The organism is Pseudophaeobacter sp. C1-32P7, assembly GCF_041008775.1.
GTDB classification, from domain to species: domain Bacteria; phylum Pseudomonadota; class Alphaproteobacteria; order Rhodobacterales; family Rhodobacteraceae; genus Phycobacter; species Phycobacter gallaeciensis_A.
The window spans coordinates 86,653-102,492 of record NZ_JAXGFR010000002.1; the positions used below are offsets into that span (position 1 = coordinate 86,653).

16 protein-coding genes are annotated in these 15,840 nt (G+C 61.8%); 8 read left to right on the plus strand and 8 right to left on the minus strand.

Annotated elements, in window-relative coordinates; genetic code table 11:
* Positions 1-248 precede the first annotated feature (248 nt).
* Together SM763_RS03300 and SM763_RS03305 are read left to right on the plus strand one after the other, a co-directional pair.
* Positions 249-665, plus strand: coding sequence for a PaaI family thioesterase (locus SM763_RS03300; RefSeq protein ID WP_347509647.1), 417 nt, complete (start codon positions 249-251; stop codon positions 663-665).
* 53 nt (positions 666-718) lie between these two features.
* A complete protein-coding gene (locus SM763_RS03305; protein ID WP_347509646.1) occupies positions 719-1,399 on the plus strand; it encodes a hypothetical protein in 681 nt (226 codons plus the stop codon).
* 15 nt (positions 1,400-1,414) lie between these two features.
* On the opposite strand, the gene SM763_RS03310 is transcribed toward SM763_RS03305, so the two are convergent.
* The 3 genes from SM763_RS03310 to SM763_RS03320 form a co-directional block, all read right to left on the minus strand.
* On the minus strand, positions 1,415-1,828 hold the full coding sequence (locus tag SM763_RS03310) for a c-type cytochrome (protein ID WP_347509645.1): 414 nt from the start codon (positions 1,826-1,828) through the stop codon (positions 1,415-1,417).
* A gap of 124 nt (positions 1,829-1,952) precedes the next feature.
* Positions 1,953-2,663, minus strand: coding sequence for an ABC transporter ATP-binding protein (locus SM763_RS03315; RefSeq protein ID WP_347509644.1), 711 nt, complete (start codon positions 2,661-2,663; stop codon positions 1,953-1,955).
* Positions 2,656-3,942 carry a lipoprotein-releasing ABC transporter permease subunit gene (locus SM763_RS03320; RefSeq protein ID WP_347509643.1) on the minus strand — a complete coding sequence of 429 codons (1,287 nt, stop codon included), beginning with the start codon at positions 3,940-3,942 and terminating at the stop codon, positions 2,656-2,658. The genes SM763_RS03315 and SM763_RS03320 overlap by 8 nt, the downstream gene beginning before the upstream one ends.
* Before the next feature lie 442 nt (positions 3,943-4,384).
* On the opposite strand from SM763_RS03320, the gene SM763_RS03325 reads away from it, so the two are divergent.
* Positions 4,385-5,608, plus strand: a complete 1,224-nt coding sequence (locus SM763_RS03325) for a spondin domain-containing protein (protein ID WP_347510961.1) — start codon at positions 4,385-4,387, stop codon at positions 5,606-5,608.
* 154 nt (positions 5,609-5,762) lie between these two features.
* On the opposite strand, the gene proS is transcribed toward SM763_RS03325, so the two are convergent.
* Positions 5,763-7,118, minus strand: coding sequence for a proline--tRNA ligase (gene proS / locus SM763_RS03330; RefSeq protein WP_347510960.1), 1,356 nt, complete (start codon positions 7,116-7,118; stop codon positions 5,763-5,765).
* A gap of 170 nt (positions 7,119-7,288) precedes the next feature.
* Between proS and SM763_RS03335 the strand changes: the two genes are divergently transcribed.
* From SM763_RS03335 to SM763_RS03350, 4 genes are all read left to right on the plus strand, one after another.
* On the plus strand, positions 7,289-8,653 hold the full coding sequence (locus tag SM763_RS03335; RefSeq protein WP_347510959.1) for an FAD-dependent oxidoreductase: 1,365 nt from the start codon (positions 7,289-7,291) through the stop codon (positions 8,651-8,653).
* A gap of 137 nt (positions 8,654-8,790) precedes the next feature.
* Positions 8,791-9,861 (plus strand): AI-2E family transporter, encoded by a 1,071-nt coding sequence (locus tag SM763_RS03340; protein WP_065270739.1) that lies wholly within the window; start codon positions 8,791-8,793, stop codon positions 9,859-9,861.
* 1 nt (position 9,862) lies between these two features.
* Positions 9,863-10,573 (plus strand): HdaA/DnaA family protein, encoded by a 711-nt coding sequence (locus tag SM763_RS03345; RefSeq protein WP_347510958.1) that lies wholly within the window; start codon positions 9,863-9,865, stop codon positions 10,571-10,573.
* A gap of 58 nt (positions 10,574-10,631) precedes the next feature.
* Complete coding sequence (locus SM763_RS03350) at positions 10,632-12,182, plus strand: Ppx/GppA family phosphatase (protein ID WP_274840522.1); 1,551 nt, start codon at positions 10,632-10,634, stop codon at positions 12,180-12,182.
* A gap of 71 nt (positions 12,183-12,253) precedes the next feature.
* On the opposite strand, the gene SM763_RS03355 is transcribed toward SM763_RS03350, so the two are convergent.
* The 4 genes from SM763_RS03355 to SM763_RS03370 all read right to left on the minus strand — a co-directional run bounded on the left by SM763_RS03355 (position 12,254) and on the right by SM763_RS03370 (position 15,004).
* The gene (locus SM763_RS03355) at positions 12,254-12,631 is read right to left on the minus strand and encodes a hypothetical protein (protein ID WP_274835714.1); all 378 of its coding nucleotides are present in this window, start codon (positions 12,629-12,631) and stop codon (positions 12,254-12,256) included.
* Positions 12,632-12,662: 31 nt separating this feature from the next.
* Positions 12,663-13,658 carry an endonuclease/exonuclease/phosphatase family protein gene (locus SM763_RS03360; RefSeq protein WP_274838647.1) on the minus strand — a complete coding sequence of 332 codons (996 nt, stop codon included), beginning with the start codon at positions 13,656-13,658 and terminating at the stop codon, positions 12,663-12,665.
* A complete protein-coding gene (locus SM763_RS03365) occupies positions 13,639-14,337 on the minus strand; it encodes a TerB family tellurite resistance protein (protein WP_347509920.1) in 699 nt (232 codons plus the stop codon). The genes SM763_RS03360 and SM763_RS03365 overlap by 20 nt, the downstream gene beginning before the upstream one ends.
* A gap of 64 nt (positions 14,338-14,401) precedes the next feature.
* Complete coding sequence (locus SM763_RS03370) at positions 14,402-15,004, minus strand: VOC family protein (protein WP_347509919.1); 603 nt, start codon at positions 15,002-15,004, stop codon at positions 14,402-14,404.
* A 222-nt stretch (positions 15,005-15,226) separates the two neighbouring features.
* On the opposite strand from SM763_RS03370, the gene SM763_RS03375 reads away from it, so the two are divergent.
* On the plus strand, positions 15,227-15,775 hold the full coding sequence (locus tag SM763_RS03375; protein ID WP_490363261.1) for a VOC family protein: 549 nt from the start codon (positions 15,227-15,229) through the stop codon (positions 15,773-15,775).
* Positions 15,776-15,840 lie beyond the last annotated feature (65 nt).

Consider the following 15,840-nt stretch of genomic DNA (forward strand, 5'->3'; position numbering starts at 1 on the left):
GAAGGCGTTGACGCGTGGGGCTCCGCCCGTTCACGCCTCAAACAGTCCCCCGGACTGTTTGTCCCTTCGGGATCCGGCGTGAACCCCGGATGTAAGGCCAGGCGCGGGCCTCGCCGCTACGCGCCACGCCCCAAGGGACCACCTTGCAGGCGGTGCATCCTGACTTCCCTCCTCCACAGACAGCCTGAAATCACCGTGGCTTTCGCACGGGGCAGCGGCTAACCTCCGGCCAAAACAGGGAGACAGAAATGACCGCCACCATGACCCCCGCGGATCTGCAATCCGTTCTGGCCGAAGGCTTCGCCGATTGGGTGCAGGCGCTGGATCTGACCGTGACCGAGGCCAGCCCGGAACAGACCACCCTGCGCATGCCGCTGACGCCGAACCTTGCCCGCATGGGCGGCATCGTCTCGGGGCAGGCGCTGGCGGCGCTGGCCGATACCTCGATGGTGCTGGCGGCCTTTGCCCATCAGGGCGGCGTGCGCCCGCTGGCAACCACCGATCTGCACACGCAATTCCTGCGCCCCGGGGTGGGCAGCGCGATCCTCTGCCGGGCGCAGGTGGTGCGGGCAGGCAAGGCGCTGGTATTTGCCCGCGCCGAGATGAGCGAAGAGGACAGCGACAAACTGGTCGCCACCGCCACCGCCAGCTTCTTTGCCGCCTGAGGTGAGGCGCAAAACGGCTATACCGCCCTTCCTTGCTGCGCTAGCGTGACCTCATGATCCTGCGTATATTCCTGATTGCCCTGATCCTCGCCTCCTGCGGGCGCGAGCTGACGCAGCAGGAGCGTGCCTTTCTGTCGGACATTCACGGCAGCGACCTGAAGCCGGAAAAGGTACGCATCATAGACGGTGCGCCGGTGGCCGCGACCACCTTCCGCCGCAAACCGCGCCCGCGCGTGGCCTGCCGCGAACGTATCCTGCCGCCAGTGAAGGACGAGATCGTCACATCCTCCCCCGCAGCGGTGACGCTGTTCAACCGGATCTATTATATCCGCGACTGGTACACCGAGAATTACCTGCCTGCTTATCCTGAGCGCCTGTATCTGGTGGAGGCGATGCTGCTGGCCCATGAGGTGACCCATGTCTGGCAATGGCAGAACCGGGCGCGCACCGGATATACCCCGCTGCGCGCCGCGGCCGAGCATCGCGGCAACCCCGATCCCTATCTGTTCGAACTGGACCAGAGCCCCGATTTCCTGAGCTATGGCTATGAACAGCAAGGCGCCATCGTCGAGGAATACGTCTGCTGCCGCGCGCTGGCGCCACAGGGCGCCCGCACCCAGCGGCTGCATGCCATGCTGAAGGATGTGATGCCGGTTTCGGACCTGCCGCAAAGCCGCCAGAGCGACGTCTACCTGCCCTGGAAAGGCGCCGATCTGCGCGGCATCTGTAGCTGAGGCATATGCTGCGGCTCAGCCTTCGGCCTGGATGCTTTCGAGGTAGGTCATCAGCGCCGCGAGAGGGCGCGGTGTCGGCGACAGGGTGCCTTCGACCTCAACCGGAATCAGCTCGCCTTCCAGCAGGGCGCCGAATTCCGGCATGTATTCGGCGCTGACCTTGCCGCGTCCGTAGCCATCGATCTGCGACAGCACTGCAGCGCGCGGGAACGCACCGTCATGGCGCGCGCTGATCTTGCGCAGGTCGGGCGCATCAAGCGTGGTCTCACGCTGGGCGAGATTACCATTTTCGCCATGGCACAGCGCGCAGTTCTGATTGAACAGGATCTGTCCTTCCTGCGCGGTGGGCATGCTGTTGACGATTTCGGTGCAGGCCACGGCAAGCCCGGCCACAAGCGGCAGCATGCAAAGGATCGTTTTGGTCTTCATGGCATCGTTCCTGTCGTTCTGGCCGCAACCGTCTCAGTCAGGGGCACTGTAACCGGCAGGTTTTGCAGCGTAAACCGGCGGCGGCAGAGATGCACCCAGAAACAGGGGCCGCGTGCGCGCGGGCCTATTGCGGCGCGGCCGCCACCGCCCCGTCCTCGAGATGCAGAACCCGGTCCATCCGCGCGGCAAGGTCAAGGTTATGGGTCGCGATCAGCGCCGACAGGCCAGAACTGCGCACCAGATCCATCAAGACGCCAAAAACCTGATCCGACGTCCCCGGATCCAGATTTCCGGTCGGCTCGTCCGCCAGCAGCACACGCGGCTGGTTGGCCAGAGCCCGGCAAAAGGCAACCCGCTGCTGCTCGCCTCCGGACATTGCTGCCGGACGGTGCCCGGCGCGGGCCGAAAGGCCGACAAGATCCAGCAACTCTGCCGCACGCGCCCGAGCCGCCTTCTGACTGGCGCCATTGGCCAGTTGCGGCAGGACGATGTTTTCTGCGGCAGTGAATTCGGGCAACAGGTGGTGGAACTGGTAGATAAAGCCCACATCGCTACGCCGCAGACCGGTGCGCGCCCGCTCGCCGAGCCCGGTGACATCCTGCCCACCGATACACAGGCTGCCCTCGTCCGGGGTATCCAGCAGACCGGCGATATGCAGAAGGGTCGACTTGCCTGCGCCAGACGGCGCGACAAGGGCCACGACCTCGCCCGGTTTCAGGGACAGATCGACACCCCGCAGCACATCCACCTGCGCCGCGCTGCCCCGGTTATAGGACTTGCTGATGCCTTTCAGCTCCAGCGCCAATGCGGCTGCCTGCGATACCTGATCATTCATAGCGCAGGGCCTCCACCGGGTTCAGCCGTGCCGCGCGACGCGCCGGAAAGATCGTCACCACGAAAGACAGGCCAAGCGACAGGGCAACGGCCGAGAGCACATCGGGCAGGTTCAGCTCTGCCGGAAGCGCATAGATGCCCCGGATCGACGGATCCCAGACCCCGCCGCCCATCGCGTAGTTCACGAAGGAGAAGATCGGATCAATATAGATCGCGAAGAGGCAGCCCAAGACCACACCGCAAAGTGTACCAATCACACCGGTAAAGGCACCACAGATGAAGAACACCCGCATCACCGATCCTTCGCTCAGGCCGATGGTGCGCAGGATACCGATATCGCGGCCCTTATTCTTGACCAGCATGATCAGCCCCGAAACGATGTTCATCGTGGCGATCAGCACCAGAATGGACAGGATGATGAACATCACGTTGTCCTCCACCTCCAGCGCGCGCAGGAACCCGCCAGAGGCATCGCGCCAGGTCCAGGCCCCGATCCCCTGTCCCGCCGCGCGCAGCAGCGGCAGCACCAATAGATCGACCTTTTCCGGGTCAGCCACCATGACCTCGATCTCGTCAGCCACGCCTTCACGGTTGAAGAACGCCTGCGCCGCGTCAAACGGCATATAAAGCCGGGTGCGGTCGATGTCATAGCGCCCTGCCGTGAAGATATAGACCACCTCATAGGCGTTGATGCGCGGGCTGGTACCAAAGGGGGTTTTGACCCCATTGGGAGAGATCAGCTTGATCCGGTCGCCGACACTGACGCCTAACTCGCGCGCCACGCCGGACCCGATCGCCACGCCATCCCCGAACCGCTCCAGATCGCCAAGGCTTTCCTCGCTTTGGGCGACGCCGGGAATGGCCTCCAGATCCGCGGCAGCGATACCAAAGACCTCGACCCCGGCATTGCGCTGGCGCAGGTTGGCCATCACCTGCCCTTTGATCAGCGGCGCGGCGCGGATCACACCGGGCACCTGCGATGCTGCTGCGGCCATCTCGGTGTAGTCTTCCAAGGTCCGGTCGATATTGCCCTCTGCCGTGACCTGCCCATGAGAATAGAGCGTCACATGCGCATTGGCGCCCAGGATGGTGCCGACGAATTCCGACCTGAACCCCGAACGCACAGCCAGCGTGGCGATCAGTGCGAACACCGCCAGAGTGATCCCGATCAGGCTGATCCAGGTCATCACGCTGACGCCGCCCTCGGCCCTGCGCGCACGCAGGTAGCGCCAGGCGATCATCCATTCAAAACGTGAAAACGGCGGAGGTGTCGTGGCCATGTGTGGTCCTGCCCGGGAGATTTGCGGACAACCTGTGCTGTCCGGCGTGCAGGGTCAAGGCAAGGCTGCATTGCCAAGGCGGTTTTGGTTTCGTGGCTGGCCATCTCGCGACGGTTCCGCGCGGCGGCGGGTCCCCTGCTCTCACTCGGGAAGCCACCAAGAGATGCTCGCCCCCCACTTACGTAATTCTACTTAAGATTGTGCAAATTGGCGATTCATCTGATTGTATATATTCAAATATGTCCGAATACATCGGCGCCAAAATTTCGCCTGAAACGTTAATTTTTCGTTTTTTTTATTTTAAATACCCACAAAGTAACCATTTCGTGACTTTACCCCCAGGATCACAGCGACGTCAGAGACTGTGAGGGAGCCCCCCCTTGGCATCTCCACAATTCCCCCAGAAAGTGCGCAAACTTCAATTCAAACTGAGGATAACTCAATGACCGATCTTCGCATCGTCGCAACCAACACCTCTGCCCACGGCGGCACCTACACGACCCCTTTCTGGTTCGCCGCCCACGACGGCAGCTTTGACCTCTACAACACCGGCGAAGCTGCATCGGCTGCTCTGGAAGCCCTGGCCGAAGACGGTAACTTCGCTCCGGCAAACGAAGCGGTTGTGGCCGCAGACGCGGATGCCGTAACTGGCGCAGTGCTGGGTGCAGGCACCCCGCCGATTCTGGCACCGGGCGAAACCGCAACCGCAGAATTCTCCGTTGATGGTTCCTCCAACGGTCACCTGTCGCTGGCCGCAATGGTCATCCCCTCGAACGACGCCTTTGTCGGCACCGCAGACTCGCTGCAACTGTTCGACGAAAACGGCCACTTCATGGGCGAGCAAAACATCTCCTTTGCAGGCAGCGACGTGCTGGATGCGGGCACCGAAGTGAACTCCGAGATCGCAGAAGAAGTGCCGCTCCTGGGCCAGATGGCTGCCAACACCGGCACCACCGAAGGTGGCGTGGTCGGCTCGCATGAAGGTTTCCTGCCCGAAGGCGAAGGCAACATCCTAGGCGGCACCAACGCGCTTGGCGAACACATCGACGCGGTTGCAGCAGACTTCACCCGTGACGGCGCGCAAATCGCTGACATCCACATCAACGAATACGCTGTGACAGAAGGCTCCAATGGTTTTGACTTCTTCCGTGGTTCCTCCGTGGATGATCTGGTCAACGGCGCCGGTGGCCGTGACGTTCTGATCGGCCGTGGCGGCTGGGACGAGCTGGACGGCGGCGAGGGCAACGATGTCCTGATCGGCAACAGCGGCAACGACATGCTGACCGGCGGCGAAGGTCGCGACATCTTGAAAGGCGGTAGCGGTAGCGACACTCTGGACGGTGGCGCAGGTCGCGACATCCTGAAAGGCAACAAGGGCAGCGACGTGCTGGACGGTGGCGCTGGCCGTGACCGCATGAACGGCGGCCACGATGCGGACCTCTTTGTGTTCCAAACTGGCTACGACCGTGACCGCATCATTGGCTTCGATGCGAACGAAGACACGATCGCGCTGCACATCGAAGGCGTCGAAAGCTTTGACGATCTGAGCGGTCTGGCCACCGACCACGGCAACCGCACCATCCTCGACTTCGGAGAAGGCGATGCGCTGGTAATCAAGGGTGTGACCTTTGATGAGCTGAGCGCAGCAAACTTCGACTTCCTCTAAGCACGCGTGCGCAGCAAGCTTTTCGGTTTGCTGCGCAACGTCCTGTAGGAATGGCGATTGATACAAAAAGGGGGGCATCACTGCCCCCCTTTTCCATTTCAGTCCCGCGTTTGGAGGTTTCAGCCTGGGGCCTTAACCCTCTGCGCGCCGCCGCTCAGAAGCCGCGGCCCGAGGCGTGCTCGGCGTAGATCTCGGCGATCCTTTTCACGGCGTCTTCCGGGGGCAGTTCCACGCTTTCGCCAGTCCGGCGCGAGGTGAGTTCCACCACGCCGTTCTTCAGCCCGCGCGGACCGACCGTAATACGCCAGGGCAGACCGATCAGGTCCATGGTGGCGAATTTGCCGCCCGCGCGCTCCTTGCGGTCGTCATACAGCGGGTCAAGACCAACCGCAGTCAGCGCGGCATAGATCTTGTCACAGGCCGCGTCGGCTTCTTCGTCGCCTTGCTTCAGGTTGACGATACCGCAGTGGAACGGGGTCACGCCTTCGGGCCAGATGATACCCTTGTCGTCGTGGCTTGCTTCGATGATCGCGCCAACCAGACGGGAAACACCGATGCCATGGCTGCCCATGTGTACGGGGATGGATTTGCCATCGGGGCCTTGCACCGTGGCCCCCATCGGTTCGGAATATTTGGTGCCGAAGTAGAAGATCTGACCGACCTCGATACCACGAGCACTGCGCTGGCGTTCGGCCGGGATCTGGTCGAACAGCGCCGCGTCGTGGGTTTCATCTGTGCGGGCATAAAGCGCGGTGAATTCTTCCATTACTGCGCGGCACTGGTCGTGATCGTCGTAATTGATGTCACGCTGACCAAGGCGGATATCGGTCACCGCGCTGTCGTAGAAGACTTCGCTCTCGCCGGTGTCGGCCAGCACCAGGAACTCATGCGTGTCATCGCCGCCAATGGGGCCAGAGTCCGCGCGCATCGGGATCGCCTGCAACCCCATGCGCTCATAGGTGCGTAGGTAGCTGACCAGATGACGGTTATAGGCGTGCAGCGCGTCTTCCTTAGTCAGATCGAAGTTATAGCCGTCCTTCATGTAGAATTCGCGTCCCCGCATCACGCCGAAACGCGGGCGGATCTCGTCGCGGAATTTCCACTGGATCTGGTACATGGTCAGCGGCAAGTCTTTGTAGCTGCTGACATGGCTGCGGAAGATATCGGTGATCAGCTCTTCGGCGGTGGGTGTGAACAACAGGTCGCGCTCGTGCCGGTCGGTGATGCGCAGCATTTCTTCGCCATAGGCATCGTAACGGCCGCTTTCGCGCCACAGGTCTGCCGATTGCATGGTGGGCATCAGCACCGGGATATGGCCCGCGCGCATCTGTTCCTCATGGACGATGCCTTCGATTTTCTTCAGAACCTTGAAGCCCAGCGGCAGCCAGGAATAGATCCCGGCGGCGGACTGTTTGATCATGCCGGCCCGCAGCATGTAGCGGTGGCTGACGATCTGGGCCTCTGAAGGCGTCTCTTTCAGAACAGGCAGGAAGTAACGGGACAGGCGCATGTCGCTCTCATTCGTTCAAAGGGGTTTTCAAGCGGTCTAAGCCATCGCCGCGCCTCAGGCAATCGGGCTTTGGAGTGGCGGCAGCGGTCAAACCGGATATTAGCCCGGAAACCACTTGAACCGCTGGTCAGTTTTGTAAATGCTAGTTCAAATTTTTTGCGGAGGCCCAGATGCGCGACACCATTACCGAACCCGCCCGGGAAATCCCCGTCGTACATCGCACCGATGTGCTTGTCGTAGGCTCTGGCCCCGGCGGGCTGGCGGCGGCACTGGCAGCAGCGCGCTGCGGGGTCGATGTGACCCTGGTGGACCGGTTCGGCTGCTTTGGTGGCAATATCACCGCTGTCGGCGTCGAAGGTTTTGCCTGGTACCGGCACGAGCAGACGGTTGAGGCTGGTGGCATCGGCTGGGAATTCGAGGAACGCGCCAAGGAGATGGACGCTGCCGTACCGGAAAGCCAGTCCCTGTCATACGAGCTGGACGCCGAAGGCTTCAAACTGGTCGCCGATAGACTGGTCGAGGAAGCAGGCATTCACCCGATGCTGCACCGCATGTTCGTGGCCCCGATCCGCGAAGGCAACCGGATCACCGGCGTGATCGTCGAATCAAAGGCAGGGCGCGAGGCGATCCTGGCTCAGCGGGTGATTGATGCGACAGGAGATGCCGATATCGCGCAGATGATGGGCGCCCCCACACTCAAGACACCGGTGGAGGAAATGCAGGCCGCAAGCGTGATGTTCCACATTGCAGGCGTCGACAAGCAGAAGTTCATGGAAGGCGTCAAAGCAGACCCGCAAACCTACCGGGACTGGTCCACCGGGGAATGGGAGGTGGAAACCTCCGGCAAGGAGGATGAGATGTTCTCTCCCTTCCTCGCCAAGCCTTTTGCGCAGGCCTTGCGCGAAGGGCTGATCCCGGCGCATCTCAATACCATCGGGGGCACCTGGGGGGCCGTCCATGACAGTGGTGAGATGACCTATATGAACCTGGTGCATCTCGCAGGCTGTGACGGCACCGACCCGGACAGTATGACCCGCTTTGAAATCGAAGGGCGCAAGCAGGCCATGCACGCGATCAATGCGCTCAAGGCCTATACGCCTGGCTGCGAAGGCGCACGGCTGCGCAATTTCGGCATGACCATCGGCATCCGTGATACCCGCAAGATCGACGCCCATCACAACATGACCGAGGATGAGACCCGCAATCAGGGCCGGTTCGAAGACACCATCGGCATCTACCCGGAATTCATCGACGGCTATGGCATCCTGATCCTGCCCACCACCGGGCGCTATATGCAGATTCCCTATCGCGCAATGCTGCCTAAAGGGGTGGAAAACCTGCTGGTGACGGGCCGCGCCATCGGCGGCGACAAGGTCGCCCATGCCGCCACCCGCAACATGGCCTGTTGCGCAGTGGCCGGTCAGGGCGCGGGCGTTGCCGCGGCACTATCCGTCAAATCCGCCTGCAGCCCGCACGCGGTGGACATTGCCGCCGTACAAGGTGAACTGACCCGTCAGGGCGTGCGCATCCACTAAGGCACAGCGCGCAGGAACGCCCCTGCCCCATCCAACCGCTCATTTGGCGGCACTTGCTGCTTGGCTGTTGCATGAGGCAACCGCATGGGCAATGACTGGGGTGATTGGCAAACAGATCTCAGAGAGGCGCTTGGCATATGGCACTTCCGGCGAAGAAGCAGTTTCAATACTGGGGCGTTGCCGCCGTGGTTTTCGCAATCGTTCTCTGGGCGCTTGGCGACGTGCTGCTGCCCTTTGTGCTGGGCGCGGCGATTGCCTATTTGATTGACCCCATTGCCGACCGACTAGAGGCCGCAGGCCTCAGCCGTACCGCCGCAACTGCGGTGATTACTATCGGCGCCATGCTGGTCTTCATGCTGCTGCTGCTGGTGGTGGTGCCGACGCTGATCTACCAGCTGAGCGATCTGATCCGGGTTCTGCCCGAAGCCTTTCGCGATCTGCGCAACTTTGCGCAGGAACACTTCCCGTCGATCTTCACCGAAGGTAGCCGCGCGCAGCAAACCATCGCCTCCATCGCAGGCACCCTTCAGGGCAAGGGGATCGAGCTATTTGAATCCCTCGTCGGCTCAGCCGTCTCGGTCGTCAACCTGCTGGTGCTTTTCGTGATCGTTCCGGTTGTCTCGGTCTATCTGCTGCTGGACTGGGACCGGATGATCGAACGGATCGACGCGCTGCTGCCGCTCGACCATGCGCCGGTGATCCGCAAGCTAGCCGGTGAGATTGACGATGTGCTTGCCTCTTTCATCCGCGGCATGGGCACCGTCTGCCTGATCTTGGGCGTTTACTACGCCGTCGCCCTGATGCTGGTTGGTCTAAATTTCGGGCTGGCGGTGGGGTTCATCGCCGGGCTCGTCACCTTCATTCCCTATCTGGGGGCGCTGGTGGGCGGCGCTCTGGCTATCGGACTTGCCCTGTTCCAGTTCTGGGGCGAATGGTGGTCGATCGGGCTGGTGGCCGGGATTTTTGCACTGGGTCAGGTGATCGAGGGCAATTACCTTACTCCAAAACTGGTCGGCGGATCCGTTGGCCTGCATCCGGTCTGGCTGCTGCTGGCCCTGTCGGTCTTTGGTGCGCTTTTTGGCTTTGTTGGCATGCTGGTTGCCGTGCCTGTTGCGGCAGCCTTGGGCGTAGTTGCACGTTTCCTCACGGGACAGTATCTGCACAGCCGTCTGTACCAGGGACTGAGCCACCGGGATTCGAAAAAGTAATATGGCGCAACAACTCAGCTTTGACCTGCCCGCCAAAACGGCTTTGGGCCGGGACGACTTTTTTGTCGCCCCGTCGAATGCCATGGCTGTGGCGCTGCTGGATCCGGGGTTTTCATGGCCCAGTGGCAAACTGGTTCTGACCGGTCCTGCCGGATCGGGAAAGACGCATCTGGCCCATGTCTGGGCCAGCCAGTCCGGCGCCCGGATCGTGGCGGCGGCAGATCTGACCGAGGCGATGGTGCCCGAGCTGGCAACCGCGCCCGTGGTCCTGGAGGACGTGCCGCAGATCGCCTCTGACAAATCCGCCCAGGAGGCCCTGTTTCACCTGCATAACTTGGTGCTGGCGAACGGGTTTGCCCTGATGATGACGGGGCGCGCGGCGCCCAACCTCTGGGGGCTGAGCCTGCCGGACCTGCAAAGCCGTGTTCAGGCCGCCACACATGCCGAGCTGCAGCCGCCGGACGATGCCTTGTTGGCTGTGGTGCTAGCGAAGCTGTTCAATGACCGCCAGATCACCCCGAAACCCGACGTGATCCCCTATCTTGTGGCCCATATGGATCGTTCGTTTGCTGCGGCAGCCCGGATCGTCGAACAACTGGACCGGCTGTCTCTGGCGGAAAAACGCAACCTGTCGCGCCCCCTAGCGGTGCGGCTGATGTCCGAAGACCGCAGTGTCGCGGGCGAAACCCGGGTTGCTGGGACCGGCGGTTGACCCCGGCCCCACCCTAAACCATCCTAGATTCGAGACCCAAGACGGAGCGCCGACACCCGTGACCGAGGATCCTGCCACCCCCGACGCCACCGCCGACTGGGGCCCCTTTGGCCGCCCGCTGTTCGATGATCCCGATTCAAGGGCGCTGTCCCGGGTCGGGGTGGTGGATGTTGGATCAAACTCCGTGCGTCTGGTCGTCTTTGACGGCGCGGCCCGCAGCCCGGCCTATTTCTACAACGAGAAGATCATGTGCGCCCTGGGGGCTGGCCTCTCGGAAACCGGGCGCCTGAACCCCGAGGGACGCAAACGCGCGCTGGCCGCGCTGCGCCGGTTCCAACACCTTGCCGATGGGATGGGGTTGCCACCCCTGTCGGTGGTCGCCACAGCTGCCGTGCGCGATGCCGAGGATGGCCCGGAGTTCTGCGCCGATGTGCTTCGCGAAACCGGGCTGAAGATCTGGGTGATCGACGGTCAGGAAGAAGCGCGCCTGTCCGCGCAGGGCGTGTTGTTGGGCTGGCCCGGCTCTTATGGCCTGGTCTGCGATATCGGCGGCTCCTCGATGGAGCTGGCGGAAATCCACGACGGCGAGGTCGGCAAACGCGTCACCTCCTCCCTTGGTCCGCTGAAACTGCGGGACATCAAGGGCGGGCGCCGGGGGCGCAAGGCTCATATCGCCGAGGTCATGGCGGAACTGCGCGAGGAAATGGGCAAGCAGACCGACCGTCTGTTCCTGGTCGGCGGCAGCTGGCGCGCCATCGCCCGCATCGACATGGCCCGGCGCGGGTATCCGCTGAAGGTTCTGCACGAATACCGGATGAGCGCCAAGGACGTGCGCGCCACCCTGAAATATATCGAGAAACGCGACATCGAAGAGTTGCGCGCCGAAACCGGCATCTCCAACGCGCGGATGTCCTTGGTGCCCTATGCGATCGATGTGCTGTCCCGACTGGTCAAGACATTCAAGCCCAAGGATATCGCCGTATCAAGCTATGGCATCCGCGAAGGGCTGCTCTACGAACAGATGCCCCAGCGCCTGCGCGAACGCGATCCGCTGGTCGAAGCCAGCCGTTTTGCCGAGGCCAAGGACGCCCGCATTCCCGGCTTTGGCAAGACGCTCTATGATTTTGTCATCCCGCTGTTCAGCAATGGGCCGCACACAAAGAAACGCCTGATCAAGGCCGCTAGTCTGCTACATGATGTCAGCTGGCGCGCCCACCCGGATTACCGCGCCGAGGTCTGTTTCGACAATGCCACCCGCGCCAACCTCGGCGGGCTGAAACATTCCGAACGTGTCTTCCTGGGGCTGGCGCTGCTGCATCGCTACCGCAACAAACGACAAGGCACCGCCTTTGAGTATCTTTACGATCTTCTGGATGAAAAAGGGCAGAAAGAGGCGGAAATCCTGGGCAAGGCGATGCGGTTTGGTGCTATGCTGATGGTCAGCGAAAACGGCGACATCGGTAAGCTGAAATGGCAACCGCGCAAGAAGCACCTCACGCTGGAACTGCCGAAAGCCTCCGAAGCCCTTTATGGTGAGGTCGCCGAGGCCCGCCTGAAATCGCTCTGCGACACGCTGGAGGCAGAGCTGACCGTCAAAATTGTTGGCTAACCCGGTCGGCTGCGTAGACCGATTGGGTCAACGGATGACAAAGGGGCGCGTCACCCTACGGCTTGCGCCCCTTAGAGATCGGTAACGCCGTTCTCCGGGACTTCGTCTTTCTCTTCAGGAGAGGGCGCCTCTGGCTTCTTGCGGATGATGATATCGCCATTGGGCAGGATTTCCGGCAGCTCGTAGCTGCTCCAGTCCTCGACCTCGGCCGCAATGGCTGCCAGCGCCGGTCCCATCTCGGACAGAAATTCCCGCATGGAGGGGCCGATTTCTGCGGCCAACCCTTCCAGATCTTCCAGCGCGGGGGCCATTTCCTTGCGCAGCCCTTCCCAGAACAGCTCAGCGCCTTTTTCCATCAAACCCTTACCATTCTCCTCGCTCTCCTGCGCCGCCACAGGGGCGGACAGGCACAGCAGGCAGGCGGCACTTACATGTAAAAACCGTTTCATGGGTCCAATATAAGCTTCCTATGCGATGATTTTAAGTCAGATCGATATCGAGGCTGACAGGGAAATGATCCGAGGCCATGAGCAGCGCCTCGCGTAGGACCTCATCGGCATAGCAATCAGCGTCCTCGAACGGGTGCCAGATCCGCCAGCGAGGATTATAGGCCGTCAGGCTTTGTGAAATCATCACATAGTCAAGGCACGCCCGGAAGAACCGTTTCTTTTCCTCATCATAAAACCGCGCGGTGCTGGGCACGATGCCTGGCCGGGGCTTTTTCAGGCTTTCGGCATGGGGGTCGGTCAGATCCTGCCCCATGATAATCTCAACCGAGGATTGCCCGAATAGGCGCTCGTATTCATCCAGACCCGGACCATCGTTCAGATCGCCCATCAGGATCAGATCATCCCCTGCCGCGATATGATCGGCAATGCGCCGGTGCAGCCAGATCGCCTGTGCCAACTGCGTGCGCCGGTTCTCAATAGCGCGCTGGATGATGGCGTCATGCCCCTTCACCCCATAGGGCGCCTTGGACTTTAGGTGCGCGCCGATCATCCGCAGGGTCTTCCCCCCGGCTGTCGTGACGTTCAGCTCCAGCGGCGGCTTTGAAAACCGCACATGTTCCGGGATGGAATCGGTGTCGAGGTCCAGCTCGAAACGGGTATCGAAACGCGGCGCTTCCTTGCTGCTCCGGGCATCGTGTTCGGCGCTCAGTACCGCTGGGTCGTACATCAGGGCGATTTCCTGATGGGTATCGGTGGCAAAGCCGCTGATCACCTCGTTGGCGCGCAGCCCCGCTTCGGCGGCAAAAGCGCCAAGAGCGCGCACGGTCCGCTGCCGCCGCCCGGTATTGGGCGCCTCGATCACCATCACCGCGTCGGCATCAAGCGTCTGGAAAACATGCGCCAGCGATACCCCTTGGGTATAGCGATCCACCCCGTGCCGCCCCGAGGGCTTATTGTCCAGAATAAGCTGGTCATTCTTGTCGAAGAGGTGTGAAAACCACTCGATATTATAGGTGACCAGCCGCATGTGCCCCGCATCCGTTGATCTCGTCCCACGCGCGGTTGATGTCGATCATCCGCTTTTCCGCCAGACGCACCGCCTCTTCGGGGACGCCCCGAGCCAGCATCGCATCGGGATGGGTTTCCCGCACCAGCTTGCGCCAGTGCTTGCGGATTTCATCAATCGGCATATCCGCCGACACCCCCAGCACCGTGTAGGGATCCTTTGGCGCATCGGTCACAAACCGCGCGCGCAGGGCGGTGAACTGTTGCGGAGTCTGACCGAAGATGCGGCTGACCTCTTCCAGAAACTCATTCTCGCCGGGATGATAGAAGCCATCTGCCAGCGCGATGTGAAACAGTCCTTCCATCAGATCGCAAAGGGTCGCCGGATCATTGGCAAACATGCGCTGGATACGCGCCGCATAGTCCTGATAGCCCGCCACATCGGTGCGCGCCATGTTGAAGACCCGCGCCGCGCCTGCCTCGTCATCGCGGGCGATCTGGAACACCTCGCGAAAGGCGGTCACCTCGTCCCGGGTGACCTGCCCGTCCGCCTTGGCCATCTTGGCCCCCAGCGCGATCACCGCGACGGCAAAACCCACGGTACGTTCAGGTGGCGCCCGCAGGCGGTCAAAAACATCCGCCAGGCTTTCACCCTTGGCCAGCGCGCCCAGCGCATCAGATATGCGGCTCCAAAGAGACATAAGAAAAGCCTAATGCGGTTTGCGCGACCTGTCAGGACCACAGGCACCGGAAACAGGTGATTTTTTAACGCAGCAGACGAATACCGTGCGGCGTGTCGAATTCTGCCTCCATGGCAGCAGGTCCGGTTTCAAACACCAACCGACCGTCGTTGAGCGGCAAAAGCGCTTCAAGATCGGCCGCATCGGGATGCGCGATCACAAGGCGCCGCAACGCGCAGCCTTGCTGCTCCAGCCGGGGCGCGGGATGGGCGCTGTGCCATTCGATGAGCGCCGGAAACAGATTGTCAAAAGGCAGCTTGCCATCGGCGGGCACTGCCATATCCCAGACCAGATCGCCTCGGGTCAGCGGCACCGGGATCCCGGCCCCATCCGGCATCCGCTCCAGCAATTCCGGCAGGCCGGTTGCGCGGCAGATCCAGTTGGTCAGGCGCGGAGCCCCGGTGAAACTATCGAGATCGAACCAGCGCGGGCTGCGTTCCGGCGTTGCCTCGGGATCAATGGCGATGGCCTCGAGATAAAGCCCGTCGGCCAGCCCCAAAAGCCGGTTGTGCGTGCCGAATACCGGGTGCTGCCCGCCTGTCTGAAGCGGCACGCCAAGCGCGGCTTCGACATGGGCCGTGGCCTCCGCAAGCGTTTCACCGGCGACGGCAATGTGATCCAGTTCCATGGCTAAGCCCCTGTTGCGACTGATTTGTGTCGTTGTCTTTCGCGCGGACCCTAGCAAATTCCCAGCGGAAGGAAACCCGCCACCTGAGCCGAAGGGCGCTTAGCAACATCGCGGGTCTGACTGGGGGGGCCGATTTCAGCTTGATCTAAAGTCAACTTCAGAAATTAGGCTTGGAATCATCAGGCGCCCTGCCCGGCCTCGCGCCGCGTAGAAACGCGCATCATGACATACAGCAAAGACCCGCGGGGCCGCGCCCCGCCGGAACCGGAGAAGATCATGCACGACCAACTACCCCCGGAACAATGGGCCGCTCAACATATCCTTGGCATCTATGAAACCCACCTGCCGGTGCGGGATCTGGACCAGTCGCTGGCGTTTTATTGCGGCCAGTTGGGGTTGCCGCTGGCCCGGCGGCTGCCGGAGCGCAATGTCGTGTTTCTCTGGGCCGGGCCAAAAGAAACCGGGATGCTGGGGCTTTGGGGCGCGGGCAGCGCGCCCCTGAGCATGCAGCTGCATTTTGCCTTTCGCGCCACGAAAGAGGCGGTACTTCAGTCCTTTGAGCGCCTGCCCGCCCAGGGTATCACACCGCTTGGATTTAATGGCGCACCGGCGGATGAGCCTGTAGTTCTAGGCTGGATGCCCGCGGTCTCTGTCTATTTCAAGGATCCGGACGGCCATTCCATCGAGATGTTGCATATGCTGGATGAGGCGCCAGATGCGGATTTTGGCGTGGGCGGTTATTCAGTATGGGAGAACCGGACGCACCGCTGATCCTGACGAGGGGAAGGCGGCTGAAACAGAAAACCCGGCGCCACGGGGCACCGGGTGTCTCTTTT